Annotated in this window: 31 protein-coding genes; 12 read left to right on the top strand and 19 right to left on the bottom strand. The window is 75.1% G+C overall.

All coding sequences use genetic code 11. The annotated features are described in order from the left end of the window. Positions 1–216: 216 nt before the first annotated feature. From AMOR_RS05620 to AMOR_RS05610, 3 genes are all read left to right on the top strand, one after another. Positions 217–1191: a histone deacetylase family protein gene (locus tag AMOR_RS05620; protein ID WP_248359400.1), complete on the top strand. Its 975-nt coding sequence runs from the start codon at positions 217–219 to the stop codon at positions 1189–1191. Positions 1192–1323: 132 nt separating this feature from the next. Then, positions 1324–1524 carry a hypothetical protein gene (locus AMOR_RS05615; protein ID WP_248359398.1) on the top strand — a complete coding sequence of 67 codons (201 nt, stop codon included), beginning with the start codon at positions 1324–1326 and terminating at the stop codon, positions 1522–1524. Between the two features lie 14 nt (positions 1525–1538). Next, positions 1539–1769, top strand: a complete 231-nt coding sequence (locus tag AMOR_RS05610; protein ID WP_248359396.1) for a hypothetical protein — start codon at positions 1539–1541, stop codon at positions 1767–1769. Between the two features lie 15 nt (positions 1770–1784). Here the strand turns inward: AMOR_RS05610 and AMOR_RS05605 are convergent, their stop codons facing one another. From AMOR_RS05605 to AMOR_RS05595, 3 genes are all read right to left on the bottom strand, one after another. Continuing rightward, entirely contained in the window at positions 1785–2522 is a 738-nt protein-coding gene (locus AMOR_RS05605) for a type IV pilin protein (protein ID WP_248359393.1), read from the bottom strand. 125 nt (positions 2523–2647) lie between these two features. Then, on the bottom strand, positions 2648–3418 hold the full coding sequence (locus AMOR_RS05600; RefSeq protein WP_248359390.1) for an anti-sigma factor family protein: 771 nt from the start codon (positions 3416–3418) through the stop codon (positions 2648–2650). After that, positions 3415–3981, bottom strand: a complete 567-nt coding sequence (locus tag AMOR_RS05595; RefSeq protein ID WP_248359388.1) for a sigma-70 family RNA polymerase sigma factor — start codon at positions 3979–3981, stop codon at positions 3415–3417. The genes AMOR_RS05600 and AMOR_RS05595 overlap by 4 nt, the downstream gene beginning before the upstream one ends. Before the next feature lie 534 nt (positions 3982–4515). Here AMOR_RS05595 and AMOR_RS05590 point away from each other — a divergent pair. The 3 genes from AMOR_RS05590 to AMOR_RS05580 all read left to right on the top strand — a co-directional run bounded on the left by AMOR_RS05590 (position 4516) and on the right by AMOR_RS05580 (position 6329). Beyond that, positions 4516–4986, top strand: coding sequence for a c-type cytochrome (locus AMOR_RS05590; RefSeq protein ID WP_248359386.1), 471 nt, complete (start codon positions 4516–4518; stop codon positions 4984–4986). Between the two features lie 147 nt (positions 4987–5133). Continuing rightward, a complete protein-coding gene (locus AMOR_RS05585; RefSeq protein ID WP_248359384.1) occupies positions 5134–5520 on the top strand; it encodes a hypothetical protein in 387 nt (128 codons plus the stop codon). 68 nt (positions 5521–5588) lie between these two features. Further along, positions 5589–6329: a PH domain-containing protein gene (locus AMOR_RS05580; RefSeq protein WP_248359382.1), complete on the top strand. Its 741-nt coding sequence runs from the start codon at positions 5589–5591 to the stop codon at positions 6327–6329. A gap of 33 nt (positions 6330–6362) precedes the next feature. On the opposite strand, the gene AMOR_RS05575 is transcribed toward AMOR_RS05580, so the two are convergent. From AMOR_RS05575 to AMOR_RS05550, 6 genes are all read right to left on the bottom strand, one after another. Then, complete coding sequence (locus AMOR_RS05575) at positions 6363–6533, bottom strand: hypothetical protein (protein WP_248359379.1); 171 nt, start codon at positions 6531–6533, stop codon at positions 6363–6365. Positions 6534–6643: 110 nt separating this feature from the next. Continuing rightward, positions 6644–7009: a VOC family protein gene (locus AMOR_RS05570; protein ID WP_248359376.1), complete on the bottom strand. Its 366-nt coding sequence runs from the start codon at positions 7007–7009 to the stop codon at positions 6644–6646. A 90-nt stretch (positions 7010–7099) separates the two neighbouring features. Further along, positions 7100–8584, bottom strand: coding sequence for an amidase (locus AMOR_RS05565; protein WP_248359373.1), 1485 nt, complete (start codon positions 8582–8584; stop codon positions 7100–7102). 102 nt (positions 8585–8686) lie between these two features. Then, the gene (locus tag AMOR_RS05560; RefSeq protein WP_248359370.1) at positions 8687–9016 is read right to left on the bottom strand and encodes a hypothetical protein; all 330 of its coding nucleotides are present in this window, start codon (positions 9014–9016) and stop codon (positions 8687–8689) included. Continuing rightward, a complete protein-coding gene (locus AMOR_RS05555) occupies positions 9013–9540 on the bottom strand; it encodes an RNA polymerase sigma factor (RefSeq protein ID WP_248359367.1) in 528 nt (175 codons plus the stop codon). The genes AMOR_RS05560 and AMOR_RS05555 overlap by 4 nt, the downstream gene beginning before the upstream one ends. Then, the gene (locus AMOR_RS05550; RefSeq protein WP_248359365.1) at positions 9537–10001 is read right to left on the bottom strand and encodes a DUF6249 domain-containing protein; all 465 of its coding nucleotides are present in this window, start codon (positions 9999–10001) and stop codon (positions 9537–9539) included. Before AMOR_RS05550 ends, AMOR_RS05555 begins: the two co-directional genes overlap by 4 nt. A gap of 190 nt (positions 10002–10191) precedes the next feature. Here AMOR_RS05550 and AMOR_RS05545 point away from each other — a divergent pair, with 190 nt between their 5' ends. Further along, positions 10192–10875 carry a hypothetical protein gene (locus AMOR_RS05545; RefSeq protein ID WP_248359362.1) on the top strand — a complete coding sequence of 228 codons (684 nt, stop codon included), beginning with the start codon at positions 10192–10194 and terminating at the stop codon, positions 10873–10875. A 4-nt stretch (positions 10876–10879) separates the two neighbouring features. Here AMOR_RS05545 and srmL read toward each other — a convergent pair whose 3' ends face one another. Beyond that, on the bottom strand, positions 10880–12019 hold the full coding sequence (gene srmL, locus AMOR_RS05540) for a PheS-related mystery ligase SrmL (RefSeq protein ID WP_248359359.1): 1140 nt from the start codon (positions 12017–12019) through the stop codon (positions 10880–10882). A gap of 342 nt (positions 12020–12361) precedes the next feature. Between srmL and AMOR_RS05535 the strand changes: the two genes are divergently transcribed. Further along, on the top strand, positions 12362–12916 hold the full coding sequence (locus AMOR_RS05535) for a DUF2059 domain-containing protein (RefSeq protein WP_248359356.1): 555 nt from the start codon (positions 12362–12364) through the stop codon (positions 12914–12916). 7 nt (positions 12917–12923) lie between these two features. On the opposite strand, the gene AMOR_RS05530 is transcribed toward AMOR_RS05535, so the two are convergent. Then, positions 12924–13349, bottom strand: coding sequence for a DUF488 domain-containing protein (locus AMOR_RS05530; RefSeq protein ID WP_248359353.1), 426 nt, complete (start codon positions 13347–13349; stop codon positions 12924–12926). A 19-nt stretch (positions 13350–13368) separates the two neighbouring features. Beyond that, complete coding sequence (locus AMOR_RS05525) at positions 13369–13749, bottom strand: hypothetical protein (RefSeq protein ID WP_248359351.1); 381 nt, start codon at positions 13747–13749, stop codon at positions 13369–13371. A 27-nt stretch (positions 13750–13776) separates the two neighbouring features. Here AMOR_RS05525 and AMOR_RS05520 point away from each other — a divergent pair, with 27 nt between their 5' ends. Further along, the gene (locus AMOR_RS05520; RefSeq protein ID WP_248359349.1) at positions 13777–14463 is read left to right on the top strand and encodes a hypothetical protein; all 687 of its coding nucleotides are present in this window, start codon (positions 13777–13779) and stop codon (positions 14461–14463) included. Positions 14464–14576: 113 nt separating this feature from the next. Continuing rightward, complete coding sequence (locus AMOR_RS05515; RefSeq protein ID WP_248359347.1) at positions 14577–15005, top strand: CBS domain-containing protein; 429 nt, start codon at positions 14577–14579, stop codon at positions 15003–15005. A gap of 64 nt (positions 15006–15069) precedes the next feature. Here AMOR_RS05515 and AMOR_RS05510 read toward each other — a convergent pair whose 3' ends face one another. From AMOR_RS05510 to AMOR_RS05500, 3 genes are all read right to left on the bottom strand, one after another. Continuing rightward, complete coding sequence (locus AMOR_RS05510; protein WP_248359345.1) at positions 15070–15492, bottom strand: nitrate reductase cytochrome c-type subunit; 423 nt, start codon at positions 15490–15492, stop codon at positions 15070–15072. A gap of 11 nt (positions 15493–15503) precedes the next feature. Then, positions 15504–18134 carry a nitrate reductase catalytic subunit NapA gene (gene napA, locus AMOR_RS05505; protein WP_248359342.1) on the bottom strand — a complete coding sequence of 877 codons (2631 nt, stop codon included), beginning with the start codon at positions 18132–18134 and terminating at the stop codon, positions 15504–15506. 162 nt (positions 18135–18296) lie between these two features. After that, complete coding sequence (locus tag AMOR_RS05500) at positions 18297–18782, bottom strand: MarR family winged helix-turn-helix transcriptional regulator (protein ID WP_248359339.1); 486 nt, start codon at positions 18780–18782, stop codon at positions 18297–18299. A 115-nt stretch (positions 18783–18897) separates the two neighbouring features. Between AMOR_RS05500 and AMOR_RS05495 the strand changes: the two genes are divergently transcribed. Then, positions 18898–19956, top strand: a complete 1059-nt coding sequence (locus AMOR_RS05495) for a branched-chain amino acid aminotransferase (RefSeq protein WP_248359335.1) — start codon at positions 18898–18900, stop codon at positions 19954–19956. 22 nt (positions 19957–19978) lie between these two features. Here AMOR_RS05495 and AMOR_RS05490 read toward each other — a convergent pair whose 3' ends face one another. Next, positions 19979–20566, bottom strand: coding sequence for a phosphatase PAP2 family protein (locus tag AMOR_RS05490; RefSeq protein WP_248359333.1), 588 nt, complete (start codon positions 20564–20566; stop codon positions 19979–19981). Between the two features lie 153 nt (positions 20567–20719). Continuing rightward, positions 20720–21901: an alanine racemase gene (gene alr, locus AMOR_RS05485; RefSeq protein ID WP_248359331.1), complete on the bottom strand. Its 1182-nt coding sequence runs from the start codon at positions 21899–21901 to the stop codon at positions 20720–20722. Positions 21902–22120: 219 nt separating this feature from the next. Here alr and AMOR_RS05480 point away from each other — a divergent pair, with 219 nt between their 5' ends. Further along, positions 22121–22654 (top strand): hypothetical protein, encoded by a 534-nt coding sequence (locus AMOR_RS05480; RefSeq protein ID WP_248359328.1) that lies wholly within the window; start codon positions 22121–22123, stop codon positions 22652–22654. Positions 22655–22765: 111 nt separating this feature from the next. Here AMOR_RS05480 and AMOR_RS05475 read toward each other — a convergent pair whose 3' ends face one another. Continuing rightward, positions 22766–23017: a hypothetical protein gene (locus AMOR_RS05475; RefSeq protein ID WP_248359325.1), complete on the bottom strand. Its 252-nt coding sequence runs from the start codon at positions 23015–23017 to the stop codon at positions 22766–22768. Between the two features lie 300 nt (positions 23018–23317). Then, positions 23318–25453 carry a glycogen debranching protein GlgX gene (gene glgX, locus AMOR_RS05470; protein WP_248359323.1) on the bottom strand — a complete coding sequence of 712 codons (2136 nt, stop codon included), beginning with the start codon at positions 25451–25453 and terminating at the stop codon, positions 23318–23320. Between the last annotated feature and the right edge of the window lie 103 nt (positions 25454–25556).

Raw genomic sequence — 25556 nt, 5'->3', positions numbered from 1 at the left:
CGGAGGACCAGCGCCGGTCCCGGAACCGGTCGAGCCAGGCGCGAAGAGCCTCGGCGCCGGCCGGGCTCGCCTGGTCGCGGCGGCGGCGCCGGGCGCGTTCCGGAAGGGGGGCGCGCGCCCGCCCGCGCGTCCGGGGCCCGGTCCAGCGGCGAGCGAGGGCACGCTCCCACGCCCTCGCGCCACGCGGACCGCCTCCTGCTATGTTCCGCGCGCACCATGTCGCCCCGGCTCCTGCTCGTCACGCACCCCGACTGCCTCGGTCACGACACCGGCCACGATCACCCCGAGAGCGTGGCCCGCCTCGCCGCGATCGAGGACGCGCTCGCGCGAGATCCGGACCTGCGCGGGGAGGGCATCCGGCGCGAGGAGGCCCCCCCCGCCTCGCTCGAGGACCTCCTCCGCGTGCACACGCCCGCCCTCGTGGACCGGCTGCGAGCGCTGTCGGACGCGGCGGCCGAGTCCGGCGTCCACACCTTCGTCGAGCCGGAGACGCCCGTCTCCGGCGCCTCCTTTCGCGCGGCGGTGGCGGCGGCCGGCTGCGCGATCCTCGCCGCCGAGCGGGTGGCACGAGGCGAGGCCCGCGCCGCCTTCGCGCTGGCGCGGCCCCCCGGCCACCACGCCGCCGCGGATCGCGCCGGCGGCTACTGCCTCCTCAACAACGTGGCGATCGCCGCGCGCTCGCTGCAGGCGCACGGGCTCGCGCGCCGGATCCTCGTGGTGGACTGGGACGTCCACCACGGCGACGGCACCCAGGCGATCTTCTGGGAAGACCCGACCGTCCACCTCCTCTCGCTGCACCTGTTCCCGCACTACCCGCACACCGGGGCCGAGGACGAGCGCGGCGCCGGCTCCGGCCTCGGCGCGACGCGGAACGTGCCCGTGCCGCCCGGGACGGCCGCCGTCGAGTATCGCCGGCGCTTCGCCGAGGCGCTCGACGCGACGCTCCGCGAGGCGCGGCCGGACGTCGTGCTCGTGTCCGCGGGGTTCGATCTCCTCGCCGGCGACCCGCAGGGCGGCCTCGCCCTCGAGCCCGCCGATCTGCACGCGCTGACGACCGTGCTCCTCTCCCGCGCCGCGGCGGCCGGGTGCACGCGCGTCGCCGCGGTGCTCGAGGGCGGTTACGTCCCGGCGCGCGTCGCGGCCGGCGTGCTCGCCGTCGCGCGCGCCCTCGCCGGCTTGCCGGTGGCGTAGCGCTCGGGCGCGCCCCGCTCGCCGCCTCGCCCCCCGTGCGCCGTCCGTCCTCCCCGTCGAGCCGGCGGGCGTGCGGGCGCGCTCGGCGCGCGAGGCGCAGGATGCGATCGTTCCCTCGGGAGGGAGACGCGCATGGCGCAGCACGACGATCGCAGGGAGGGCGAGGTCCGGTGGGAGAAGCGGCCCGCGCCGGGCACGCCCGGGAAGCAGGCCGATCCGTTCCCCGAGGGGCCGGGCAGCGCCTCGAAGCCCGGCGATCCGCCGGTCGAGTCGCCGCAGGCGCGAGAAGCCGAGTCCGACGGCGGCCCCGGCGACCCGGGTAGCGAGCGGTGAGGAGGGGACGGCTCGTGCGCGCCGGGCGGAGGGGCCGGCGCGCGCGGACCGCGCTCGGTGCCGGCGCGCCGGGCGCGCTCGCCATCGGCGCGGCGAGCCTCGGCGTCCTCGCGCTCGGCGCGGTCGCCGTCGCGGCGCTCGCGATCCGGTCCCTCGCCCTCGCCGTCGGCGAGGCGCGCATGGGCCGGCTCGAGGTCGACGAGCTGCACGTCCGGTCGGCGCGGGGGCTCCCGCCGCCGCCGTGACGCGGCCCGGAGGGTTCAGAACACGTCGTGGGGCGAGATCCGGATCGGCTGGTCGGCCGGATCGTCCTCGGTCATGTCCAGCGAGCGCCCCGGCTTCACCACCGCACCCTCGCACGGCGCGAGCGGGGGCGCGAGCACGGCGCCGCCGACGGTCGTGCCCGGGTGGAACCAGACGATCGCGGCGGCGTTGCCGTCGCCGTCGAGGTCGCTTTCGGCGCAGACCGAGAAGGACTGGTTTCCGGCGGCGTCGGTGATCACCGCGACGTCGTACCGACCGTACGTCGACCGCGGCGCGCTCCACCCGATCGCCGCCGCCGCGGCGCGATCGGCGTCGGACAGCGCGACCTTCCGCGCGCCGGGCGCGTCCGCGGGGACGGGGTCCGGGAACGCGGAGTACGGGCGCCCCCGCGCGTGGAGCCCCTGCTCCGCGAGCGCGATCGAGACGAGCTCGGACTGGACCCCGGCCTGCTTCGCGCGGAGCTGGTACCGGAGGAAGTTCGGGATCGCGATGGCGGCCAGGATCCCGAGGATCACGACGCCGCCGAACAGGCACGCGATGACGACGGCCACGATGGTCGCCGCGCTGGAGCCGCCGCTCCGGGGCGGCGCGAGCGGGGGCGGACCGGAGAGCGCCGGCGGGCCCTGCGGCACGCCGCAGCGCCCGCAGAACGCGGCGTGGGCGTCGAGCACGTGCGCGCACGCGGTGCAGTACTTGAAGTTCGGGCCGAGCTGCATGGCCGGCTGGTTCGCCATCGTTCCCCCTCGGGCGGGCCTGCGCGGCGCGCCGGGCTGGAACGGTACCCGAGGCCCGGCTCCGGCCCGCTGATCGGCGTCATGACGGGGCCCGCCGGCCGCCCCGGCCGCGTGCGCTCCGGGCTTCACGAGCCGGCCGCGAGCTTCACGGCCACCGCGCGCAGCTCCGACGCGTCGAGGTCGGACACGAGCGCGTGCCCGAGCCCGCCGGCGCGCCACAGCACGACGTGGAAGCCGCGCTGCGTCGTCTCGCGCAGGTCGCGCTCCCGCGTCCCGGCGGGCCAGGCGAGCCCGTCGTCGCGGAAGACGAGCAGCGTCAGGCGGTGCTTGCGGAGCGTGTACTGCACCACGGCGGCCCGGCGGTCGAGGAACCAGCCGACCGCTCCGCCCTGCAGCTCGAGACCGGACCCCTCGGGGACGGGGACCGCGGGGGCGAAGTCGAGCCGACCGGCGAACCACGGCTTCACCTGGTGCGGACCGCCGCTCTCGACGTCGAACGGGCGGTCGCGGACGAGCACGCGCAGGTGATCGCCGATCGCCTCGCCTGCGAGCGCGGCGAGCGCATCGCTCCGCGTGGCGCGGCCCGCGAGCATCCCGCCCGCGAACAGCACCACGCCCGCCGCGAGCGCCGGCGCCGCGACCCGGAGCCACGCCGCGCGGCGCGCCGGCGGCCGCGCGCGAGAGCCGAGGAGCGTGAGCCGCTTCTTGAGCGCGGGCGGGGCGGCGTAGCGCGGCAGCCTCCGCGCGAGCAGCTCGTCGAGCGTCGCCTCCCCGGCGAGGGCGCGCGTGCAGGCGTCGCAGTCGCGCAGGTGGGACCGCACCTCCGCGTCGGCCGCCGCGTCGAGCCGGCCGCGGCGCTGGTCGAGCAGGCGGGGGCGCACGTCTTCACAGGTCATGACCGACTCCCCAGGGCGTGAGCGTAATCGCCGAGCCGCGCGCGCAGCGCGGCTCGGGCGCGGGCCAGGCGCGACTTCACGGTCCCGACGGCGCACCCGAGCACGTGCGCCACCTCGGTCTCGGTGAAGCCCTCGACGTCCAGCAGCACCACCGTGCGCGCGTCCTCCGACAGCGTCGCCAGCGCCGCCTCGATCTCCTCGGCGACCAGGCCGCGCATGCGCTCCAGCTCGAGGTCGTTGCGGAGCCAGGCATCGTCCCCGGGCGCCGCGTCGGGCGCGTCGGCCGGGTCGCCCTCGGCGTCGAGCGGGCTCCGCCGATCGCGCCTCCAGCGATCGAGCCAGGCGTTGCGCAGGATCCGGAAGAGCCAGGCGGCGAGGCTCGCCTCCCCATCGCGCCCGTCCCACCCCCGCACCGCGCGCGCGTAGGTCTCCTGGACCAGGTCCTCCGCATCGTCCGCGTTGCGCGTGAGGTGGCGCGCCAGGTTGTAGAGCGCGTCCGCGTGCGCGAGCGCGTCCTCGAAGCGCGGCGAGGTACCCCTGTCGGGCGATGGCCTGCGTGACATCGCGATCACCGTTCGCTCCTCTTGCTAGCGGCGCAGGCGCGGCGCGCACGCGGTCCCGCCGGGTAGACGCACGAGCCACCCGGACCGTTCCGTCGCGCGAGAGCGGAACGACCTCGGCCCGCCGGTGAGCGCTCGGGCACGCACTCGGCTCGTCGGGGCCGCAAGGCCCCGGCCGGGGCTGCGGCTGCGCCTCAAACCCGGCACGCATGGACGACGGCGAGGAAGGTGCTGGGCCTCCGGCTCAGCGCAGCGCGCAGGCACCGCAGATACGTCGGAAGTCCCCAGAGCCGGACGATGGTGAACGCGTGGAGGACGACGTCTCTACCGGTGATGAGGCCTCTCATGGCGCGGGCTCCGCTTCACGTCGGGTTCACCCTGCCGGACGCCTCGATGCGCGGGATCGTTCCGTGGTCGCGAGCGGACCGTCTCCTCCGGCACTCCGATCCGGCGCCATGGAACCAGTCGGCTCGCGCCATCGTCGGGTCCGGTGAGCCGGGCGCCAGCTCTCGCGTCGGCGACCGAATGGAGACGGCCATGATGATCTCGACACGCCTCACGCTGGGTCTCGCGCTCGCCCTCGCCGCATGCAAGGCGACCCCTCCGAGCCGCTTCGAGCGAGCCGTCGCCGCGCAGGTGAAGCGGCACGTGACGGTGGGGGGGAAGTCGGACCGGAACCCGTTCCCCGCCACGGAACAGAACGTGAGCCGCGGTCGGAAGGCGTTCTCAGCGTACTGCATGGCCTGCCACGGCCTCGACGGCCAGAACACCGGCGTCCCGTTCGCCGAGGCCATGTCGCCACCGGTGCCGCGACTGACGGCCCCGGAGGTCCAGCTGTACACCGACGGTCAGCTCCACTGGATCATCGAGAACGGCCTCTTCCCTTCGGGCATGCCTGCCGCCCGTGGCATCCTGGACGACGAGCAGATGTGGCGGATCGTGCTGTTCATCCGCCACCTGCCGCCCGCGGGCAGCCTCGGCGAGCAGGCGACGCGCGGCGCCCGATAGCCCGAGGTCGCGGAGCGCGCGGTGGTCCCGTGAATGATCCATCGCCTCGGCCGGCTCGACGATGGAACGGTTCGAGCGGCGCGAGCGTCGTTGGAGGGCGAACGCGCGGTGCCGATCCCGGCGCCACGCGGAAACAGGAGACGACAGATGCGTGCAACGCTGTGGATCGCGGCTTCGGGCTTCCTCCTCGCCTCGGCGTCGGCGTACGCCGGGCCGGGGATCCCTCATGACGACACCACCTACCCCGACGACCTCCTCGAGCAGGCGACGCCTCGCAGGGTCGACGTCACCATCACCGATCACGGCCCGCAGCCCAGGGACATCCAGGTCGACGGGACCGAGAAGCTCGAGCTGGTCCTGAAGCGCGAGAGCCCGAACGCCTGCCGCTGGGACGTGCTCGTCCCCGGGTACGACGTGCGGACGCCGGTGCCGGCCGGGCACCCGGTCGCGGTCACGCTGCTCACGCACGGGCGCGGGCAGCTCCATCTCCGCTGTCCGGCCGAGGACGTCGTCGGCGCCGAGGACGTGCACTAGCGATGGGGGAGGGAGGTGATCGGCGTCGGGGCCGGCGGCCATCCGCGCCGCTCCTTATGCTGGGTGCGATGGCCGTCCCCGCGCGCGCCCGACGCCGGCGATTCCCGCCGTGGTCCGAGAACCGGCGCGTCGCCGCGGTGTTCGCGATCGCCCTCGCCGCCGCGGTCGCCCTCCCGCTGTCCGGGCTCCTCCACCCGGACGGCCGGCCGGATCCGGGCGCCGCGCTCCGCCTCGGCGGGCTCGCCGCCTGGGCGGCCGCGGTGATGATCGTGGCCCGTTGGCCGCCCCGCGCCCGCGCGCGGCGCGAGGACTTGGTCCCGGTGCTGCGCCGGTCCGCGGTGCGGCGCTTCTCGGGCGTCGCGTTCGCGGGGCCGCTCGCCGCGCTCGTCGCGCTCCGGGACGACGGCGCGCTCGGCCCGGCCGCTAAGGCGTTCGCGGTGGCGGTCCTGGTCGGGCTCGCCGCGCTCGACCTCGTGGCCCGCCCGCGCGCGTTCCGGCTCCTGCCGGAGGGGATCGAGGTGCTGCGCGCCGGGTCGGCCGCGGGGCTCCTGCGGTGGGACGCGATCCGCGCGGTGCACGTCGAGGAGGGGCGGCGCTACGCGGGCGTGGTGCTCCACGGCGATCGCGGCGCGGTCGCGGTGAGCGCGTGGCTCGACGGCTCGGCGGAGCTCGCGGCGGTGCTCCTCGCCCGCGCACCGCCGCGGGCGCTCGCCGGCCCCGGGGTCCGGGACGGGCTCGAGGCGCTCGCCGCGGACCCGCGCCTCCGTCCCCGCGGCGGAGCGAGCCCGGAGGCGTCCCGTTCGTCGTGAGCGGAGGTCCGCGCCGGACCGGGCGCGCGGGCGTCACCCGCGCCGAGCCCGGAGCGCGGGGCCGGCGCACGCGACCGAGAGGAACGTGCACGGCGTCCGGGAGGCGAGGGCCCGCAGGCACCGGAGGTAGCAGGCCGGCCCGTACCAGCGGAGGATCGTGAACCCGTGGCGGAGGACGTCCTTTCCGGTGATGAGCCCGCGCATCTCGCCGCCTCCGCAGTGACCCGTCGCTGGTTGAGACACGCCGGCGCCGGCCGGCGTGGCACGCCACCGTTGGGTCCCGCGGGGACGGAGAAGGGGGATCTTCGCGCCGGTCACTCCGGCCGGTGGCAGACCGCCTCGACGTTGTGGCCGTCGTCGTCGAGCACGAACGCGCCGTAGTACGTGGGGTGGTACTGCGGGCGGAGCCCCGGGGCGCCGTTGTCCTTGCCGCCGGCCGCGAGCGCCGCGCGGTGGAACGCGTCCACCGCCGCCCGGTTGCGCGCCACGAACGCGAAGTGCATCGGCCGCGTGTTCTCCGGATCCTGCACGATCCAAAGATCCGGCTTCTTCTCCGCGCCGAGGCCGTAGGAGCCCTCGAACTCCATCAGCACCTCGTAGCCGAGCGGCGCGAGCGCCGCGGCGTAGAACGCCCTCGCCTTCGCGCCGTCCCGGACCTTGAGCGTGAAGTGGTCGATCATCGTCGCCTCCGGTGTGTGCGCCTCCCGTAGCGCGCCCGGGCCGCGCGGGGAAGCTCCCGCGGAGGGCGCGGCGCCGGAGCGCGCGGTCGCTCAGAGCCCCGGCGGCAGCCGCTCCGCCCACGGACGCGCTGCCTCGAGCTGGGCCGCGAGCCGGAACAGGGTCGCCTCGTCGCCGAACCGGCCGGCGACCTGCACGCCGAGCGGCAGCCCCGCCGCGGTGACGTGGAGCGGCACGCTCATCGCGGGCTGGCCGGTCTGGTTGAAGAGCATCGTGTTCCCCGTCGCCTCGAACGAGCGCGAGCCGACGGCGGCGAAGAGCTTCTCGAGGACGGTGCGCGACGGCACGCGCGCCACCGCCCGCATCGCGAGCCGCTCGTGCGCGCGGGCTGCGAGCTGGCCGATGCGGAGCGCGGGCTGGGCGGTGGTCGCGGTGACGAGCACGTCGTGAGCCGCGAGGAACGCGGCCATCGTGCGGCCGGCGCGGTGCATCTCCTCCTCCGCCTGCACGAGGTCGGCCGCGGAGAGCACCCGGCCCGCCGCGTCGAGCGCGGCGGTCTCCGGCTCGAGGTCGTCCGGGCGCCGCTTGCGCCCGGCGATGCGGGCGGCGTTCGCCACGTCCACCGCGACCTGCGCCGCGAGCACGACGAGGTACGCGTGCACGAGCGCGTCGCGGGGGATGATGGGCGCGACCTCGATCACGTCGTGCCCGAGCTCCGCGAGGAGCCGTGCCGCGCCCTCCACCGCGGCGGTCGCCTCCGGGTGCGTCTCGCGCGCGAACAGGGAGCGCCGCATGTAGGCGACGCGGAGCCGTCCCGGCGCGGCGCCGACCTCGTCGACGAACGGCCGCGCCCGGGCCGGCGCGGCGTAGGGATCCCCCGGCGCGCCGCCCGCGAGCAGGTCGAGGAGCGCCGCCGAGTCCCGCACGGACCGGGTGAGGACCCCCTCCGTCGCGAGGCCGGACATCGCCTCGCCCGCGCCCGGGCCCATCGAGATCCGGCCTCGCGTGGGCTTCATGGCGAACAGGCCGCACGCGGACGCGGGGATGCGCAGCGACCCGCCGCCGTCGTTCCCGTGCGCGGCGGGGACGACCCGCGCCGCCACCGCCGCGGCGGACCCGCCGGAGGAGCCGCCCGGGGTGAACGCGGGGTTCCACGGGTTGCGGGCGGGCCCGCGGAACGCCGACTCCGTGATCGCCATGACCCCGAGCTCGGGGGTGTTGGTCTGCCCGAAGAGGACGACCCCGGCGCGGAGCAGGCGCGTCACCACGTCGGAGTCCCGCGCCGCGACCCGGCGCGCGGAGAGCCGGGTCGATCCCGTGAGCGGGTGACCGCTCCACTCCGTGTAGAGATCCTTGATGAGGAACGGGACGCCGGAGAGCGGGCCCGGCGGAAGCGGCCCCTTCGCCCGCGTCCGCGCCTCGTCGTCGTAGCGGGCGACGATCGCGTTCAGCCGCGGATTCCGGGCGTCCGCGCGCTCGATCGCCGCCTCGAGGGCGTCGGCCGCGGTGAGCTCGCCGCGGCGGATCCGCTCGGCGAGGGCGAGGGCGTCGAGGCGATCGTACTCGGGGAGGCGCACCGGCTCGTCATAACCCGGCCAGCGGCGGGAGGGGAGAGAAGCGTGGGGTGTCCCGGCGACCGACGGTGAACGCCGCCTTGCGCCGTGTTCGACGGCGGTCCCTCAGCCGGGGTCCGCCCGCCCGGCGGCGGTCACGCCTGCGACGACCAGCGCGCCGGCCGCCGCCGCGAGCACGAGCGCCGGGATCGCCCAGCCGGCCGGCCTCGCCGCGGCCGCCGCGAGGGCGGCGCCGATCACCGCGACCGCGCGCGGGAGGACGACCGCGGCCAGCGCGACGGCGGCCGCCACGAACGGCACGAGCACCGCGGCGCGCCGGCGCGGCCGCGGCGGCGGGAGGGCGTCGAGCACGCGCGCGGTGAAGCCGCAGTCGTCGAGGTGCGCGGCGCGGTGGAGCGCGTCTTCCACGGGGTCGTCGGGTCGGGGCCCGGTCATGACGCCTCCGCCGCGGCGAAGAAGCGGCGCAGCTTCTCCTTGCCGCGCGCGACGTGGGACTTCAAGGTGCCGAGCGGCCACTCCAGGATCGCCGCCGCCTCCTCGTGCGAGAGGTCCTCGCCGAAGGCGAGCGCGAGCGCGGCGCGCTCCTCGTCGCGGAGCACGGCGAACGCGCGCTCCAGGTCGAGCCTCGCGTCCGCGCGCGCCGAGGGTCCAGGCGAGGGCGGCGGCGGCTCGGGTTGCGGCGCGGGGCGGCGCCGGGCGTCGGTGGCCCAGGCGCGCCACGCGATCTGGTGGAGCCAGGTCGAGAACCGCGCGTCGCCGCGCCAGGTGGCGAGCTTCCGGTAGGCGCGGAGGAACGTCTCCTGCGCGAGGTCGTCCGCGCGCGCCGCGTCGCCGACGCAGAGGCGCCGGAGCAGCGTTCGGATCGCGGACTGGTGGCGGCGCACCAGCTCGGCGAACGCGCGGCGGTCGTCGTCCGCGAGGACGCGGGCGACGAGCGCGGCGTCGGACGGCCCGGTCACGCGTCCGTGCCCGGCGCCCCCGCGCGGCCGGCGCCGGCGCGCCCCGTCACGAGCCAGGTCACGAGGAAGCCCGCCCCGAGCAGCCCGGGGACGAGCCCGACGCCGGCGGCCTGCCGCGCGTCGGGCAGCGAGAAGAGGAACAGCCCGAGGCCGGCGCCGAGGCCGAGGAGGATGAGCCCCCAGCGCAGGTCGCGGGTCGGGTCGGGCTCGCGCCGCGGCGCCGCCAGCAGCTCGGGCGGAAGCGGCTGGCCCTTCTCGAGCGCGAGCCGGATCGTCTCGTGCCGCAGGTGCGCCGTCCGGTTCCGCGCGAAGAGCACGATCGCGACGATGAGCGCGGCGCCGCCGAACGTGGCCGCCGTGGCGAGGACGGGGGCGAGCTCGGCGGCGATCTTCGAGTCCTCGCCGGCGCGGGCGAGGGCGGGGGCGAGCACGGCGAGCAGCGGGGCGAGGCGGCGGATCATCGGCGGGTCTCCTCGGTGTGGGTTCTACCGCGTTCACCTCTTGGACGCGGGCCGGGGCGCCGCCGGATGCACGCGCCCGGCGTTCGGGCGGGCCGGCGCCGCGAAGCCCCCGGATCCACGGCGCGTTCCGCCGCTTCCGGTCCCGAGCGGGACGTGCGCCCCGGCGGACCGCGTGCCAGGATGCACCGCCATGTTCCTGGGCCACTACGCCGTCGCGCTCGGCGCGAAGCGCGTCGCGCCGGAGACGTCGCTCGGCACGCTCGTCCTCGCCGCGCAGCTCGCGGACCTCGTCTGGCCGATCCTGGTCCTCGCGGGCGTCGAGCGCGTCCGCGTGGAACCGGGGATCACCGCGTTCTCGCCGCTCGACTTCGAGCACTACCCGCTCACGCACTCGGCCGCGCTCGTCCTAGTCTGGGCGGCGCTCCTCGCCGGGATCTACCTCGCGCGGACGGGGTACCGCGCCGGGGCGATCGCCTGCGGCGTCGCCGTCGCGAGCCACTGGGTGCTCGACCTCGTGGTCCACCGCCCGGACCTGCCGATCTGGCCCGGCGGCCCGAAGGTCGGGCTCGGGGTCTGGCGCTCGGTCCCGGCGACGCTCGCCGTCGAGCTGCTCCTGTTCGCCGCGGGCGTCGCGATCTACCTCTCGAGCACGCGCGCCCGCGACCGCGCCGGCACGATCGGGATCGGGTCGCTGCTCGCGTTCCTGTTGATCGTCTACGCGGCGAGCGCGCTCGGGCCGCCGCCGCCCTCCAGCCAGGCGATCGGCGGCGCGGGCCTCGCGCTCTGGCTCCTCGTCCCGTGGGCGGCGTGGGCGGACCGTCACCGCGCGCCGCGGGGCGCCGCGCGCGGTCCGTCGGCGGCCCTCCAGCCCTGAGCGCCTAGCGCGCGGGCGCGCCCGCGGCGCCGGCCGCCCACTCGTGGGCGGCCCCCTCGTGGACCGCCGCGTACACCGCGTCGCGCAGCGCGTTCGCCTCCGGGTCCGTGAGGGTCCGTCCGAGCGCCCGGAGGACGACGCGGAGCAGCACGTTCTTCTGCCCTGCCGAGATCCCGAGCCGCGCCCGCGCGGCCGCGGAGAGCGCGCCGGCGGGCGTCTCCGAGAGCACCTCGACCGCCTCCACGTCCGCGGCGCGGTCCCCGAGCGCCTCGCGGACGCGATCGCCCAGCGCCTCCGCCGTGGCGTCGTCCTTCACCGCCACCGACAGATCGCGCCGCACCGGCGGGTGGCGGGACACCGGCCGCCAGGGTGCGAGGTCGAGCATCTGCGAGGCGATGCGCGGATCCTCGGCGCGGAGGAGGCGGATGTCGTCGAGCCCCTTCGCGATCATGACGAGCCGGTCGAGCCCGAGGCCCATCGCGAGGCCGCTCGCGTCGGCCGGGAGCCCGGCCGCGGCGAGCACCTCCGGCGCGGCGAGGCCGCACTCGCCGATCTCGAGCCACGCGCCGCGGATGCGGACGTCGATCTGCCGCCCTTCGCGCGTGTACGGGTGGGGCGAGGACGTCACCGACACGGTGAGCCCCGGCGCGACGGCGCCCGCGACGCAGGCGATCATCTCCGCGAGGTCCGCGACCCGGAGCGGCGGGCCGCGGCGGATGCGCCAGAGGTCCACCTGGTGCGGCTCGCCCACGTGGAGCCGGTCGATCGCGTCGCGGCGGTAGACCACGCCCGGGCAGACCAGCAGGGCGTCCCGCGGCGGATCCGCGGCGAGCCGGCGGAGGAGCGGCGGGATCATCGCGGACGTCTGGCTGCGGAGCAGGTGGGTCTCCGAGACGTAGCGCGTGTGGCGCGCGTCGCGGGCGGCGCCGCCGGCCGGGTAGCCGAGCCGGTCGTAGTTGTCGGCGACCGAGACGATGGGGCTCGCGCGCTCGACGATCGCCGGGCAGCCCCACGCGGCGACGAGGGCGTTCGCGGCGGCACCGAGGACGCGCTGGATCGCGTGGGGACCCTGGGCGGGGTCGCTGAGATCGCGGACGGCGAGGGCGCGCGCGAGCGCGCCGGGGGTGAGGACGGGGTGCGGCATTCGAGACCTCCGGGTCGGAGAGGGGCCGCCGCCGGCGCGCGCGAGCGCGGCGGGAGGCGGCGAAGGGGGCGGGAGAGGACGCGGTCCCCCCCGTCACGGCCCGGGCGATGTCGCTGGTGCGGAGCGGCTCCTCGTCGAGATCAGCGCGCGCGAGTGCCCACCCTGCGCCCGGTCCGGGGCGGGGGGCTGCTAAATCGACGCGTCACGATCGACGAGGCCACGAACGGAGGATACCGGCGCTCGCGCGCGAGCGCAACGCGCCGCGGCGAGCACGCGGCCGGGCGCCCGGCCCGGCCGTGCTAGGCTTCACGGACCGTCTCGAATCCCCGGAGGGTCCACCGCATGAAGCACCTTCTCGCCGTCCTCGTCCCGGCCCTGCTCCTCGCCTCCGCGCCGCGCGCCCGCGCCGCCGATCCCGCGCAGCCCACGCCGGTCGCGGTCGAGCTCGCCCGCTACGTCCTGCCCGAGGAGAACTGGAACCGGACGCTCACCGGGATCTCGCAGCAGACCGTCCAGTACCTCTCGCAGATGGCGCAGCAGCAGGGCGGGTCGACGCAGCCGGAGCTATTCGAGAAGCTGATGAAGCAGATCATGTCGATCTACTCGTACCAGGAGATCGTCGACCTCCAGGCGAGCGTCCTCGCGAAGCACTACACGGAGGCGGAGCTGCGCGAGCTGCTCGCGTTCTACAAGACGCCGATCGGGCAGAAGACGATCCGGGTCATGCCGGACGTCGCGCAGGACGTGAACGGCCAGATGATGGCGGTGATGCAGCAGCGGCTCCCGGCCGTGCTCGAGAAGCTGAAGCCGGAGTTCGAGAAGGCGGCCGCGGAGCACCAGGCGAGTGGCGGCGCCACGGCCGCCCCGGCGTCGGAGAAGCCGGCGCGGAAGAAGTGACGGCGCGCTACAGGTGGACGATCCGCAGGTCCGGATCGTCCGCCACGAGCGCCGCCGCGAGGACCGACCGGTGGCAGCGCGCCGGGTTCGCCTCCGCGCAGAGCAGGGCGGTCCTCTCCCCGCGGGCCGCCTCGCGCACCGCCCGCACGATCTCCGGGTGGGCCTCGAGGTGCGCGCGGTACCGCTCGAGGACGCCCGCGAGATCCGCCTCGGCCTCGGCGAAGAACGGGTTCCCGGCCTCGGGCAGGTGGGCGTAGGCGAGCCCCGCGGCGCCGAGCGCCTTCGCAAGGGGGCCCTTCGAGAACCCGGGCCGCGCCGAGCGCGCGCTGGCGCGGACGTCCAGGACGCGCGCGACCTGCGCCTCGTGGAGGCGCGTCGCGAGCGCCTTCGCGCTGCGCCCCTCGTATCCGACGGTGAAGAGGAGCTCTGCCACGGCCCGCGGCCGCCCGCCGCTACTGCTTCAGCTGCGGCCGATGGCCGCCCTCCTCGTCGAAGCCGTGGGCGAGGACGAAGTGGTACACCGCGTACGGCTCGTCTCCGCCACCGACCAGCTCGAAGAGGAACTGCCCCGCCTCGTCCGGATCCGGCAGCTGCTGCACGAACAGGACGTCGCGGACCTCGATCACCACCTCGCCGAGGATCTGCTTGCCCCGCACGAGCTGCACGGTGGGAACGCGGTCGTCGTCCTCCTCGAGGTGCCAGTGCAGATCCTCGTGGTCGTACAGGAAGCAGTCGGGGGTCCCCGCGCGGAGGATGCAGTTCGAGTGGCGCTTCAGCCAGCGCCAGAAACGATCGAAGGTGAGGGTCGAGCCGGTCTCGACGGTGACGGGCATGGATGGAATATACCGTCACGGGGGGGCGTGCGCGTGATGCTCGACGGCTTTCGCCGCGCGTGTGCCGGCGCGACGGTGCTCGCCGCCGCCGCCGTCGTCGCCGCCGCCGCGGGCTGCGCCAGCGCGCCTCTCGCTGACGGTCCGTCCGGCCCGCCTCCGTTCCGGAACCTCCGCCGGGTCGTGCTGGTCCGCGCCATCGATCACGCGGAGCCGCACCGCGCGAAGGACCCGCTCGACGCGGTCCGCGAGAGCCTCGAGGCGAAGGGGCGGACGACCCGTACCGTCGAGGTCGGAGCGCGGCTCCCGCCCGAGCTCGCGGGCCTCTCGCGCCTGTACTCGGACGTGGAGGTCCGGATCGACGACGGCTTCGGACCCGACTTCCGCACCCGGCGCACGGACCGGCTCGGGAAGGACGTCGGACCGCTCCTCGGAGGCCTGGAGGCCGACGGCGCCGTCCTGTACTACCGCTTCGGCGCGCGGCCCCTCCCGCCGGCCGCGCTCTCGAGCCCGTTCGGGCGCGACCCGGAGCTCCGGCTCGCCCGGCCGCTCGGCGCCCTCGCCGTCGTCGACCGGGACGGGAACCTGCTCTGGTTCGACTGGGGGGCGCCCGATACCGCGGATCGCGATCCGGCGGCGCCGTCCACCGCCGCGGAGGCGGTCGACGCGCTGCTCCGCGTCATCGACGGCGACGGGGACGAGGCGCCGGGCGCCTGAGGGACGGCGCACCGCGGCACCGCCGTGCCCCACGCGGGCCGTCGCTCGCGGTGCGAGGGCGCGACATGGAAATCGAGACGCGCTCGATCGGACGCCGCGCGAGGAGGTGCCCCATGCTGTGCCAGGACCTCATGAAGAGCGAGGTGGAGACGTTCCGGGAGCACGACACCATCCAGCAGATCGCCCGCCGCATGCGCGAGGTGAACATCGGGTTCGTGCCGATCTGCGCGCCGGACGGCCGGCCCGTCGGCACTCTCACCGATCGTGACATCGCGCTGCGGGTGTGCGGCGAGGACCTGCGCTCGAGCGCGACGGTCGCCGCGGACGTGATGACGCGGGAGACCATCACCTGCCGCGAGACCGATCCCATCGAGCGCGCCGAGCAGCTCATGGCGCGGCACCACAAGGGCCGGATGATGGTGGTCGACGACGAGGGCCACCTCGTCGGCGTCATCAGCCTCTCGGACATCGTGGACGAGGAGGACGACGACCGTGCCGCCGAGACGGCGCGCCTCGTCTCCGACCGCGAGGTCCGCGCCTGAACGACGGCTCGCGCTTCGCGATCACCTCCGGTGTCGCGAAGCGCGCGCCAGGGTCTCCGGCGGGTCAGCGCCCGAAGGTGCTGCCGGCGAGCGGCGCGGCGTCCGATCGCGTCGCGTGGCACGCGGTGCAGACGTGCCGCGCGCCGGCGATCCGGCCCCGCGGCGCGCCAGGCGCGCGCCGCAGATCGCGGTAGTGGCTCGCCGGGATGGGCGTGGCCTCGCCCGGCTTCTTCTCCTTCACGGCGTGGCAGTCGAGGCAGAGGTTCTGTGTCCGGGTGATGGGCAGGAAGTCGGCGATCCCGTGCGGGATGGCCGGCGGCGCGCCGGGGTAGGCGCGGGGCGGCGCCGGCTTCTCGCCCGGGCTCGAGTCCTCGGCGCGGACGGCGGGCGGAGCGGGGACGTCGAAGACGCCGGTCTTCGAGAGGCCGAGGGACGCGTCCGGCGTCGACGTCGCGGCGAGCAGCAGGAGGGCAGCGGTGGCGATCATGGTCGTCGTCCTCAGGCGGTCTCGCCGCGGCTCACCTTCACCGCACACTTCTTGAAGTCGGTCTGCTTCGAGATGGGGCAGGTCGCGTCCAGCGTCAGCGCGTTCACGAGCACGCCCTCGTCGAACCAGGGCACGTACACGAGGCCGCGCGGCACCTTGTTCCGCCCCCCGATCTCGACCCGCGCGCGGATCTTCCCGCGGCGCGACGCGATCCAGGCGAGGTCGCCGTGGGCGAGCCCGCGCGCCTCCGCGTCCTTCGGGTGCATCGCGAGCGTCGCCTCCGGGACCGCGGAGTGGAGCTGCGGCACGCGGCGGGTCATGGTCCCCGAGTGCCAGTGCTCGAGCACGCGGCCGGTGCAGAGCCACAGGTCGAACTCGGCGTCGGGCGCCTCGGGGGGCGGCTGCCAGGGGCGGAAGAAGATCTTCGCCTTCCCGGGGAGCGGCACCGGCGCCGGATCCGTCACGTCCTCGAGGTCGCCCCGGGGGAGCTTCTTCGCGAACGGGCCGTAGAAGTCGAACCGCGCCCCGCGGCGGACGTAAGGGTCGTGCTCGCCGTTGAAGCGCCAGGGCGTCTCCTTCCCCGCGACCACCGGCCAGCGGAGGCCGCGGACGTCGTCGCGGTGGTACACGTCGAACGGCGCGAGGTCGTGGCCGTGGCCGCGGCCGAACCGGGCGTACTCCTCGAACAGCGCCTTCTCCGGGAACCAGTCGAGCTTCGCGTGGACGACGGTGTGGTTCGCCTTCTTCCGCGCGACGGGATCCGGCCACCGCACCTTCCGGTTGGCGGGCGTCGCGAAGAGGACGTCGTGCAGCGTCGCGTCCGGGCCGTGGCCGAGCGCCCGCGCGGCGCCCGTCACGTCGGGCAGGAAGCCCTTCTCGAACCCGTCCGCCTCGAGGCCGGGGACGGGCTGCTTCCCCCAGACCTCCGCGACCTTGAAGCGCTTCGAGAACTCCATGAGCTGCCAGAGGTCGCTCCGGGCCTCGCCGGGCGGCGCGACGAGCTCGCGCCAGAGCTGGGTGCGGCGCTCGGCGTTCCCGTACCCGCCCCACTTCTCGAAGATCATCGCCGACGGCAGGATGAGGTCCGCGCACTTCGCGGAGAACGACGGGTACACGTCGGAGACGACGATGAAGCAGTCCTTCTCCCGCGCGGCGTGGGTCCAGTGGTTCGCGTTGGCGCTGGACTGGAACGGGTTCGTGACCTGCACCCAGACCCAGCGGAGCTTCCCGTCCTCGAGATCCCGGAGCATCTGGACGATGTGCGCGCCCGGCTTCGGGTTGAGCGTGCCGTGCGGGAGGCTCCAGAGCTCCTCCGCGTGGGCGCGGTGCGCCGCGTCGTCGACGAGCATGTCCGCGGGCAGCCGGTGCGAGAACACGCCGACCTCGCGGGCCGTGCCGCACGCGGACGGCTGGCCGGTCAGCGAGAACGCGCCGGTTCCCGGCCGCGCCTGCTTCCCGGTGAGCAGGTGGACCATGTACGCCTGCTCGTTCACCCACGTGCCGCGCGTGTGCTGGTTGAAGCCCATCGTCCAGAACGACACGACCTTCCGCGCCCGGTCGACGTACACGTCGGCGAGGGCGGCGAGCTTCTTCTGGAAGGCCTCGAGCGGCTCGTCCGGATCGCCGCGCGCGAGCTCGGCGGTGTGCTCGAGCGTGTACGGCTCGAGCGCCTTCTCGAACGCGGCGCGATCGACGAGCCAGTGCCTCGCGGCGGCGGCGGCGAGCTTCTCCTCGCCGCGGCGGCCGTAGCCGATGTCGGTGGGGCCGGCGGCGAAGACGCAGTGCTCCTTCACGAACGCCTCGTCGACGGCGCCCCGCCGGATCACCTCGCGCGCGATGAAGTTCCAGATGGCGAGATCGGACTGCGGCTTGATGACGATCTCCACGTCCGCGGCTTCCGAGGACCGGTTCGCGTACGTGGTGAGGTTCACCACCTGGTACCCGGGCCGCCGGAGCCGCTCGTCGACGACGCGCGCCCAGAGCATGGGATGCATCTCCGCCATGTTCGCGCCCCAGAGCACGACGGTGTCGGCGAGCTCGATGTCGTCGTAGCAGCCCGACGGCTCGTCGATGCCGAACGTCTGCATGAAGCCCTGGACCGCGGAGGCCATGCAGTGGCGCGCGTTCGGGTCGATGTTGTTCGTCCGCCAGCCCGCCTTCGCGAGCTTCACCGCGGCGTAGCCCTCCATGATCGTGTACTGGCCCGAGCCCATGATCCCGACGCCGGTCGGGCCGAGCGCGCCGTACGCCCGGCGCCACTCCCGCGCCATCACGTCGAGCGCCTCGTCCCAGGAGACCGGCTCGAACTCGCCCCGCTTGTCGAAGGCGCCGTTCCGCTTCCGGAGCAGCGGCCGCGTGAGCCGGTCGTCGCCGTAGAGGATCTGCGCGTTCGCGTAGCCCTTCGCGCAGAGCAGGCCGCGGTTCACCGGGTGATCGGGGTCGCCCTTCACCGCGACCACCTTGCCGCCCTTCGTCGCGACCTGGATCCCGCAGCCCGTGCCGCAGAACCGGCACACGCCCTTGTCCCAGGTCCAGTCCCCGTGATCCGCCGGCAGCACCTTCAAGGGGACGCCGGCGACCCCCACCGCCGCCGTCGTGAGGCCGGCCTGGAGCAGCTCGCGTCGGGTCAGCTTCCACGTCATCGTCGTCCTCCGTCGGGTTCGGCCGGAGGACGTGAGCAACGGGCGGGCCACGAGGGAAACTCCCCGGATCCCGCGGGTGGCCGCGCGGGCGCGCTCCGGGCGCACCGAAGGCACGTTCCGGCGCCACCCATCCTTCGGTGGAACCCGCCCGGCGCGCAGGGCTCAGGCGCGTTCGCGCCTGCGCGGTGCGGGCGCCGCGGCCGCGGCGGGATCGGTCCGGCGGGCGCCGAGGATCGCCATCACCGCGCGCCAGCCCTCGGACGCGCTCGCCCCGGCCGCGCCGAACGCGCCGGCGAACCGGCGCCGCTGCGAGCCCGAGAGCCGGCGCTCGAGCCGTGCGCCGGCGGGGGTCAGCCGGAGCGCCTTCCGGCGGCGGTTCTCGGGGACCGGCGCCGCCGCGACGAGCCCCTGCTCGACCAGGTCCTTCAGCGGACGCGCGAGCGCCTGCTTCGAGACGCGGAGGATCCGGATCAGCTCGCCCGGGCCGAGGCCGGGGTTCCGGCGGACGAAGTACAGGATGCGATGGTGCACCCGCGACAGCCGCCTGTCCGCCAGGACCCGGTCCGGCTCGGCGGTGAGATCCCGGAACGCGAAGAACAGCAGCTCCAGGGCCTCGTCGAGGGCGTCGCGGGTCTTCTGGTCAATCATGTTGACGCTTCCGGCGCGGCCCGCTGTAATGGACAACACACTTGACCTACCCGAACGCGTCGCGCGGCCTCACCGTAGCACGGGAGCCCGCGCGCGCGAGCGACGAGGAGGAGCGATGGCGATCCCCGTGGAGCGGACCCGGAGCCCCAAGGCGCGGCCCGCCGAGGCCGAGCTCGGGTTCGGGAAGTACTTCACCGATCACATGTTCCGCGTCGACTGGGCGGAGGGCAGGGGCTGGCACGCGCCGCGGGTCGTGCCGTACGGCCCCATCTCGCTCGATCCGGCCGCGTCGGCGCTCCACTACGGCCAGGCGATCTTCGAGGGGCTGAAGGCGTTCCGCCATCCGGGCGGGATGCGGCTCTTCCGGCCCGGCGCGCACCTCGCCCGGCTCACCCGCAGCGCCGAGCGGCTCTGCATCCCCCCCGTCGACGAGGCGCTGCTCCTCGACGGCGTGAAGACGCTGCTGCGCACCGACGCGGACTGGCTGCCGGGCGGTCCGGGCACGTCGCTCTACGTCCGGCCGGTGGTGTTCGCGACGGAGGCGTTCCTCGGCGTCCGCCCCGCGAAGGCGTACACCCTCCTCGCGTTCCTCTCGCCGGTGGCGGGCTACTTCTCCGGGCCGCCGCGGCCGCTGCGGATCTGGGTGGAGCGCGAGCGCGCCCGCGCGGCGCGGGGCGGCATCGGGGGCGCGAAGGCGGCGGCCAACTACGTCGCGAGCCTCCTCGCCGCCGAGGAGGCGAAGGCGCGCGGCTTCGACCAGGTGCTGTGGCTCGACGGCGCGGAGCACCGTGACCTCGAGGAGATCGGCACGATGAACGTCTTCGCGGCGATCGGCGGCACGGTCGTGACGCCCTCCCTGGAGGGGACGATCCTCGCCGGCGTGACGCGCGACTCGGTCCTCCAGGTGCTGCGGGGCTGGGGCGTCCCGGTGGAGGAGCGGCGGATCGAGCTCGACGAGCTCGCGACGGCGCACCGCGCGGGCCGGCTCGCGGAGGTGTTCGGCACGGGCACGGCGTCGGTCGTCGCGCCGATCGGCGAGGTCGCGTGGCCCGGCGAGGCGCTCCGGCTCGCCGCGCCGGGCGCGGAGTCGCTCGGCGAGCGGCTGCGGGCGGAGATCTCCGGGATCCAGCGCGGGGAGCGCCCGGATCGGCTGGGCTGGCTCGAGCCGGTCTGAGGAGCGGCGGGCCCGGCGCGGGTCAGGGCGTCGCGCGCGCCGGCAGCGCGGTCGCGCGCGCGGCGTCGAGGCGTGCGATCACGGCGCGCGCGGCGGCCGCCGCCGCGAGCCCGAAGAGGATCCCGAGGCACCAGCCCGCCACGACGTCGAGCGCCCAGTGCGCGCCGACGTAGACGCGCGAGAGCCCGCCCGCGATCGCGAGGAGGCAGGCGGCCGCGCCGGCCCGGCGCGTGCGCCGCACCGCGTACGCCGCGAGCACGGCGGCGGCGCTCGCGTGACCGCTCGGCATCGAGTGCGCGCGGAGCGGCTCGAGGAGCACGCGGACGTGCGCGGCGCCGAGCACCGCGAGCGGGCGAGGCAGGTCGACGAGCCGCTTCAGCACCTCCACGGTCGCGCCGTCCAGCGCCAGGGCGGCGAGCACCGTCCCCGCCGCGATCGCCGCGCGCGCTCCCCAGCGCTCGCCGGTGAGCGCGACCGCGAGCGCGCACAGCGCGATCGCCCAGCCCTCGCACGCGCGGGAGCACGCGATCATCACGGGATCGAGCCACCCGGCGGCGAGCGTGTGCTGCAGGAACGGGAACGGGTCGTGCGCGTACGCGGCCGGTACCATCGGCGTCGCCTCCGCCTCCCCTGCACGGAACGTGCACGCGGGGGCGGAGTCGGGACACGGCCAGCATGGGCGCGGGACCACGCGGGACGCCGCGGCGACCCACCGCACGCGGGGCGGGACACATTCACCTACCGTGCGGAATGCGGCGCGCCGTCAGCGCCCCGGCGCCGGCACCCGGTCGTTCAGGGTCGTGACCGACTCGACGGCGCCGCCGCGCAGGTACAGGCGAGGGACGCGGGCGCTGATCCCGGCCAGGATCTCCCAGGAGATCGTGTCCGCGAGCGTGGCGAGCTCGTCGGCGTCGACGCGCTCCTCGCCGTCGCGGCCGATGAGCGTCACGACGTCGCCGACCGCGACGCCGGTGACGGCGGTCACGTCGACCATGCACATGTCCATCGCGACGCGGCCGACGACCGGGGCGCGGCGACCGCGCACGAGCACGTGGGCGCGGTTGCCGAAGCTACGCCGGTACCCGTCGGCGTACCCGCACATGACGAGCGCGACGCGGGTGGGGCGCGCCGCGGCCCACATGCGCCCGTACCCGACCGTGGCGCCCCGCTCGAGCTCCGAGACGCGCGCGACGCGCGCGCGGAGGGACAGGGCCGGCACGAGGTCGGCGTCCGTCCCGCACCAGGGCGCGGGCCGGTAGCCGTACATGGACAGGCCCGTCCGGACCGCCTCGAGCGCCATCTCGCGATCGACGAGGACGCTCGCCGACGCCGAGCAGTGCCGCTCGGGGATCCATGGCACGCGCCGGGACGTCTCGCGCAGGATCTCGAGCTGCCGGCGGGTGAAGCGCTGGTCGCCCTCCTCGGCGGCGGCGAAGTGGGTGAAGAGCCCCTCGACGCGGATGCCGGGCAGCTGCCGCGCGCGCTCGGCGAGGGCGACGAGCGCGTCGGGCGCGAGCCCGTGGCGGTTCAGGCCCGTCTCGAGCTCGAGGTGGATCGGCACCGGCTCGGGGCGCGCCCGGGCGGCGGCCGACAGGGCCTCCACGAGGTCCATCGAGCCCACCGTCGGGCGGAGGCCGAGGGACGCGACGCGCGCCGCGTCGCTCGGCGGCGTGTGCCCGACCACGAGGACGGGCGCCTCGATGCCCGCCCGCCGGAGCTCCTCGCCCTCGTCCACGCAGACCACCGCGAGGCCGTGCGCGCCGGCCTCGAGCGCCGCCCGCCCGACCGCGACCGCGCCATGTCCGTAAGCGTTCGCCTTCACGACGGCGTAGAGCCGCGCCGGCGTGGCCCGGCCTGCGAGCAGGCGCACGTTCGACGCGATCGCGTCCAGGTCGATCTCGGCCCAGACCGGCCGGCCGCCCCACTCCGGAGGGAGGTTCGACATGGCGCGCATGATAGCGGCACCCGGCTTTCTGCGCAGGGGCGGGCGGACGCCCGGCCGGCCGCCGCCGCGATGCCCGGCCGGCCCGCGTCGCCGGGAGGGACGTTCAGGACCGCCGCGGCACGCGGGCCGGTCCCGCGCGGCGCGGGCGTGCTATGGTCCGCGCGTCTCGGACGGGCGCTCGCCCGCGACCCCCGCGCGACGCTCGAGTGGGAGGACCCGATGAGCAACCGATACCAGGAGCTCTGCCAGTCGCTCGAGGCCGCGCGTGGCCGGTTCGCCGCGTACCGCTCCGAGTGCGTCCTGTTCGCGGCGACCCTGTCCCGCGGCCTCATGGAGTACGCGAGCTGGCCGCGGGAGCTGCTCTCGTACGAGCTGCTCTCCGGCGGCAGCGCGGGCGCGCCGACCGAGAAGATCGAGGACGCGATGCACCTCGACGAGGACGCGTTCTGGCACGTCGGGCTGCGGCTCGCGCTCGAGGTGCCGAAGGGGCGCGACTCGATCCTGCTCCGCGTCCGGTTCAAGAAGCTCGAGACCCGCTACATCATCTCGCTGTTCGGGTTCGAGGACTTCGAGGTCGCGGCGCCGACCCCCGAGGCGCTCCAGCCGATCTACGAGTCGATCCTGAACGCGGTGAAGCGCCACTACGACTACGGCCTCCGGCTCTTCCTCGAGAACGGCGGGCGCGGGCTCAAGATCCAGATCTCGCAGCAGCGGCTGCACGAGATGGCGAAGGGCGCGGGCGGGGCGGGGTAGGGCGAGCGCGGAAGCGCGCGCGCGAGGGGCTTCCCCGACCGAAGGGCGGGGCGCCTTCGTTTGGCGGCGAGGCAACCCGCACGGGGGTGCCATCGAGCCGTCGTGGAGGAGCTACTTCGCGCACGCCATATCGTGCTCCGTGAGCACGTCTCCCGTTCTCTGGGAGATGAAGACGTTCGCGACCTCGCCCGGCTTGCTGCCGATGTAGGTGATCAGCGCGCACGAGTGCGTGCCGCCGAACTTGAGAAACGTGCTGTCGCCGGACGGCGCTGCCTTCACGGTGAACGCGTTGTACTCGGGGTTTCGCGGGTCGAGGACCAGCACGAGCGTCATCCCCTCGAACGAGTACGTGCACTCGATCACGGTCGAAGTGCCCTGCGAGCACTGCCGGCTCTCGCTGATCCGAGCGGCGACCCGGTCCGTGAAACCGTCGCCGGCTCGCGCGACCGTTGCGAGAGCAGTCAGGAGAGCCGCGATCGAGATGCGAGGCATGGGTGTGCCCTCTCGGGAGTCTTGCGCCACTGTCGGACTGGGCACGGTACTATAGCGGTCTGTCACGGACCGTGACAACCGCCGAGAGGGAGACGCTCGAGATCGCCCCCGGAGGCGCAGTCGCGGCCGGCGAACGCCGTCGATTCCCCGGACGCCGCCGACGTGTCGGCCTCACCGCTCTGCCGGCCGGGACAGGATCACGATCGACCGCGCCTCGGCCCGCACCGTCCCGCGCGCCTCGATGAGGTCGCGCTTCTCGTCCGAGGCGCCGGCGGTGTCGGCGAGGATCTCCCACGCGCGGCCCCACTCCACCTCGGGCAGCCGGTACGTGACCGCCTCGTGGTCGGCGTTCAGGAGGACGAGGAGCGTGTCGCCGCAGATCCGCTCCCCGTGCTCGTCCGGCGAGACCAGCGCGTCGCCGCCGAGGAGGAACGCGACGGACCGCGCGAAGGGCTTCTCCCAGTCCTCGGCCTTCATCTCGGTGCCGTCCGGCCGGAACCAGGCGAGGTCCTTGAGCGACGAGTCGGAGAGGTGGCGGCCGCGGAAGAAGCGGCGCCGTTGCAGCACCGGTTGCGAGAGGCGCAGCCGGATCATGCGGCGCGTGAACCCGAGGAGCGCGCGACGCCGGTCGTCGAGCTCCCAGTCCAGCCACGAGATCTCGTCGTCCTGGCAGTACGCGTTGTTGTTCCCGCCCTGCGTCTTCCCCATCTCGTCGCCGGCGGTGATCATCGGCACGCCCTGCGAGACGAGGAGCGTCGCGAGCATGTTCCGGACCTGCCGGTCGCGGAGCGCGAGGATCGCCGGATCGTCGGTCTCGCCCTCTGCGCCGCAGTTCCACGAGTAGTTCGCGTCGGTGCCGTCCCGGTTGTCCTCGAGGTTCGCCTCGTTGTGCTTCTCGTTGTAGGAGACGAGATCCCGGAGCGTGAAGCCGTCGTGCGCCGTGACGAAGTTCACGCTCGCGAAGATCTTCCGGCCGGCGGGCTCGTAGAGGTCCGCGGACCCGGTGAGCCGGTACCCCATCTCGCTGGCCTGGTCCTCGTCGCCCTTCCAGAACCGGCGCACGACGTCGCGGTACTTCCCGTTCCACTCCGACCAGTTCACCGGGAAGGCGCCGACCTTGTAGCCGTCCGGCCCGACGTCCCAGGGCTCCGCGATGAGCTTCACCTTCTCGAGCACCGGATCCTGGTAGACCGCCACGAGGAAGCGCGAGGCCTCGTCGAAGTAGTCGGGGTCGCGGGCGAGGGTGACGGCGAGATCGAACCGGAAGCCGTCGACGTGCATCTCCTCCACCCAGTAGCGGAGCGAGTCCATGACGAGCCGGAGCGCCGGCGGGCTCGTCGTGTCGAGGGAGTTCCCGGTCCCGGTGTAGTCCATGTAGTAGCGGGGAGACTCCGGGGAGAGCCGGTAGTAGCTGCGGTTGTCGAGCCCCTTGAGCGACAGCGTCGGGCCGAGGTGGTTCCCCTCGCAGGTGTGGTTGTAGACGACGTCGAGGATCACCTCGATGCCGGCCCGGTGCAGCGCCTTGACCATCCCCCGGAACTCGGCGACCTGCTCGCCGCGCGAGCCCCTCGTGCAGTAGCGCTGCTCGGGGGCGAAGAAGCCGAGGGTCGAGTACCCCCAGTAGTTCCGGAGCCCCTTGCCCTGGAGGAACGCCTCGTCGGTGTACTCGTGGACCGGGAGCAGCTCGACGGCGGTCACGCCGAGGCGGACCAGGTGCTCGATCGCCGGCGGCGAGGCGAAGCCCGCGTACGAGCCGCGCAGCTCCGGCGGGACCTCCGGGTGACGCATCGTGAACCCGCGGACGTGCACCTCGTAGATCACGGAGCGGTGCCACGGCGTGCGCGGCGGGCGATCCCCCTCCCAGTCGTAGTGGTTGCCGACCACGACGCTCTTCGGGATCGCCGCGGCGGAGTCCGTGTCGTCGTAGGCGAGATCGCCCTCGGGCGCGCCGAGCCGGTACGCGTGCACCGGGCCCTGCAGGTCCGTGTCGCCCGAGATGGCGAGGGCGTACGGGTCCACGAGGAGCTTGGACGGGTTGAACCGGTGCCCGTTCTCCGGCTCGTACGGACCGTGCGCCCGGTAGCCGTAGAGGGTGCCCGGACCGACGCCGGGCAGGTAGGCGTGCCAGACGTGTCCGGTGCGCTCGGACAGCCGGACGCGTCGGAGCTCCTTGACGGCGTCGTCGGCGAAGAGGCAGAGCTCGATGCCCTCGGCGTCCCGCGAGTACACGGCGAAGTTCGTGCCCTCTCCATCGAACCTGGCGCCGAGAGGATACGGCCTCCCCGGCCAGATGCGCTCGCCATCCATCGCCGCTGCCTCTCTCCGAAGGGCCTGCTCCTCGAACTTGGGGCGGGGGGCGGGCCGTCGCCAGCGGCGCCTCGCCGCGGGCGGCGGGTGGCGCCGTGCGGTC

It is taken from the genome of Anaeromyxobacter oryzae (assembly GCF_023169945.1).
GTDB lineage: Bacteria > Myxococcota > Myxococcia > Myxococcales > Anaeromyxobacteraceae > Anaeromyxobacter > Anaeromyxobacter oryzae.
This window is presented reverse-complemented; position numbering and strand designations above follow the sequence as displayed.

Excerpts from the sequence above, each read along its gene's own strand:
- AMOR_RS05620 (WP_248359400.1), top strand. The coding sequence starts at position 217 with ATGTCGCCCCGGCTCCTGCTCGTCACGCACCCCGACTGCCTCGGTCAC.
- AMOR_RS05615 (WP_248359398.1), top strand. The coding sequence starts at position 1,324 with ATGGCGCAGCACGACGATCGCAGGGAGGGCGAGGTCCGGTGGGAGAAG.
- AMOR_RS05605 (WP_248359393.1), bottom strand. The coding sequence starts at position 2,522 with ATGGCGAACCAGCCGGCCATGCAGCTCGGCCCGAACTTCAAGTACTGC.
- AMOR_RS05600 (WP_248359390.1), bottom strand. The coding sequence starts at position 3,418 with ATGACCTGTGAAGACGTGCGCCCCCGCCTGCTCGACCAGCGCCGCGGC.
- AMOR_RS05595 (WP_248359388.1), bottom strand. The coding sequence starts at position 3,981 with ATGTCACGCAGGCCATCGCCCGACAGGGGTACCTCGCCGCGCTTCGAG.
- AMOR_RS05590 (WP_248359386.1), top strand. The coding sequence starts at position 4,516 with ATGATGATCTCGACACGCCTCACGCTGGGTCTCGCGCTCGCCCTCGCC.
- AMOR_RS05585 (WP_248359384.1), top strand. The coding sequence starts at position 5,134 with ATGCGTGCAACGCTGTGGATCGCGGCTTCGGGCTTCCTCCTCGCCTCG.
- AMOR_RS05580 (WP_248359382.1), top strand. The coding sequence starts at position 5,589 with ATGGCCGTCCCCGCGCGCGCCCGACGCCGGCGATTCCCGCCGTGGTCC.
- AMOR_RS05575 (WP_248359379.1), bottom strand. The coding sequence starts at position 6,533 with ATGCGCGGGCTCATCACCGGAAAGGACGTCCTCCGCCACGGGTTCACG.
- AMOR_RS05570 (WP_248359376.1), bottom strand. The coding sequence starts at position 7,009 with ATGATCGACCACTTCACGCTCAAGGTCCGGGACGGCGCGAAGGCGAGG.
- AMOR_RS05560 (WP_248359370.1), bottom strand. The coding sequence starts at position 9,016 with ATGACCGGGCCCCGACCCGACGACCCCGTGGAAGACGCGCTCCACCGC.
- AMOR_RS05550 (WP_248359365.1), bottom strand. The coding sequence starts at position 10,001 with ATGATCCGCCGCCTCGCCCCGCTGCTCGCCGTGCTCGCCCCCGCCCTC.
- AMOR_RS05545 (WP_248359362.1), top strand. The coding sequence starts at position 10,192 with ATGTTCCTGGGCCACTACGCCGTCGCGCTCGGCGCGAAGCGCGTCGCG.
- srmL (WP_248359359.1), bottom strand. The coding sequence starts at position 12,019 with ATGCCGCACCCCGTCCTCACCCCCGGCGCGCTCGCGCGCGCCCTCGCC.
- AMOR_RS05535 (WP_248359356.1), top strand. The coding sequence starts at position 12,362 with ATGAAGCACCTTCTCGCCGTCCTCGTCCCGGCCCTGCTCCTCGCCTCC.
- AMOR_RS05525 (WP_248359351.1), bottom strand. The coding sequence starts at position 13,749 with ATGCCCGTCACCGTCGAGACCGGCTCGACCCTCACCTTCGATCGTTTC.
- AMOR_RS05515 (WP_248359347.1), top strand. The coding sequence starts at position 14,577 with ATGCTGTGCCAGGACCTCATGAAGAGCGAGGTGGAGACGTTCCGGGAG.
- AMOR_RS05510 (WP_248359345.1), bottom strand. The coding sequence starts at position 15,492 with ATGATCGCCACCGCTGCCCTCCTGCTGCTCGCCGCGACGTCGACGCCG.
- napA (WP_248359342.1), bottom strand. The coding sequence starts at position 18,134 with ATGACGTGGAAGCTGACCCGACGCGAGCTGCTCCAGGCCGGCCTCACG.
- AMOR_RS05500 (WP_248359339.1), bottom strand. The coding sequence starts at position 18,782 with ATGATTGACCAGAAGACCCGCGACGCCCTCGACGAGGCCCTGGAGCTG.
- AMOR_RS05495 (WP_248359335.1), top strand. The coding sequence starts at position 18,898 with ATGGCGATCCCCGTGGAGCGGACCCGGAGCCCCAAGGCGCGGCCCGCC.
- AMOR_RS05490 (WP_248359333.1), bottom strand. The coding sequence starts at position 20,566 with ATGGTACCGGCCGCGTACGCGCACGACCCGTTCCCGTTCCTGCAGCAC.
- alr (WP_248359331.1), bottom strand. The coding sequence starts at position 21,901 with ATGTCGAACCTCCCTCCGGAGTGGGGCGGCCGGCCGGTCTGGGCCGAG.
- AMOR_RS05480 (WP_248359328.1), top strand. The coding sequence starts at position 22,121 with ATGAGCAACCGATACCAGGAGCTCTGCCAGTCGCTCGAGGCCGCGCGT.
- glgX (WP_248359323.1), bottom strand. The coding sequence starts at position 25,453 with ATGGATGGCGAGCGCATCTGGCCGGGGAGGCCGTATCCTCTCGGCGCC.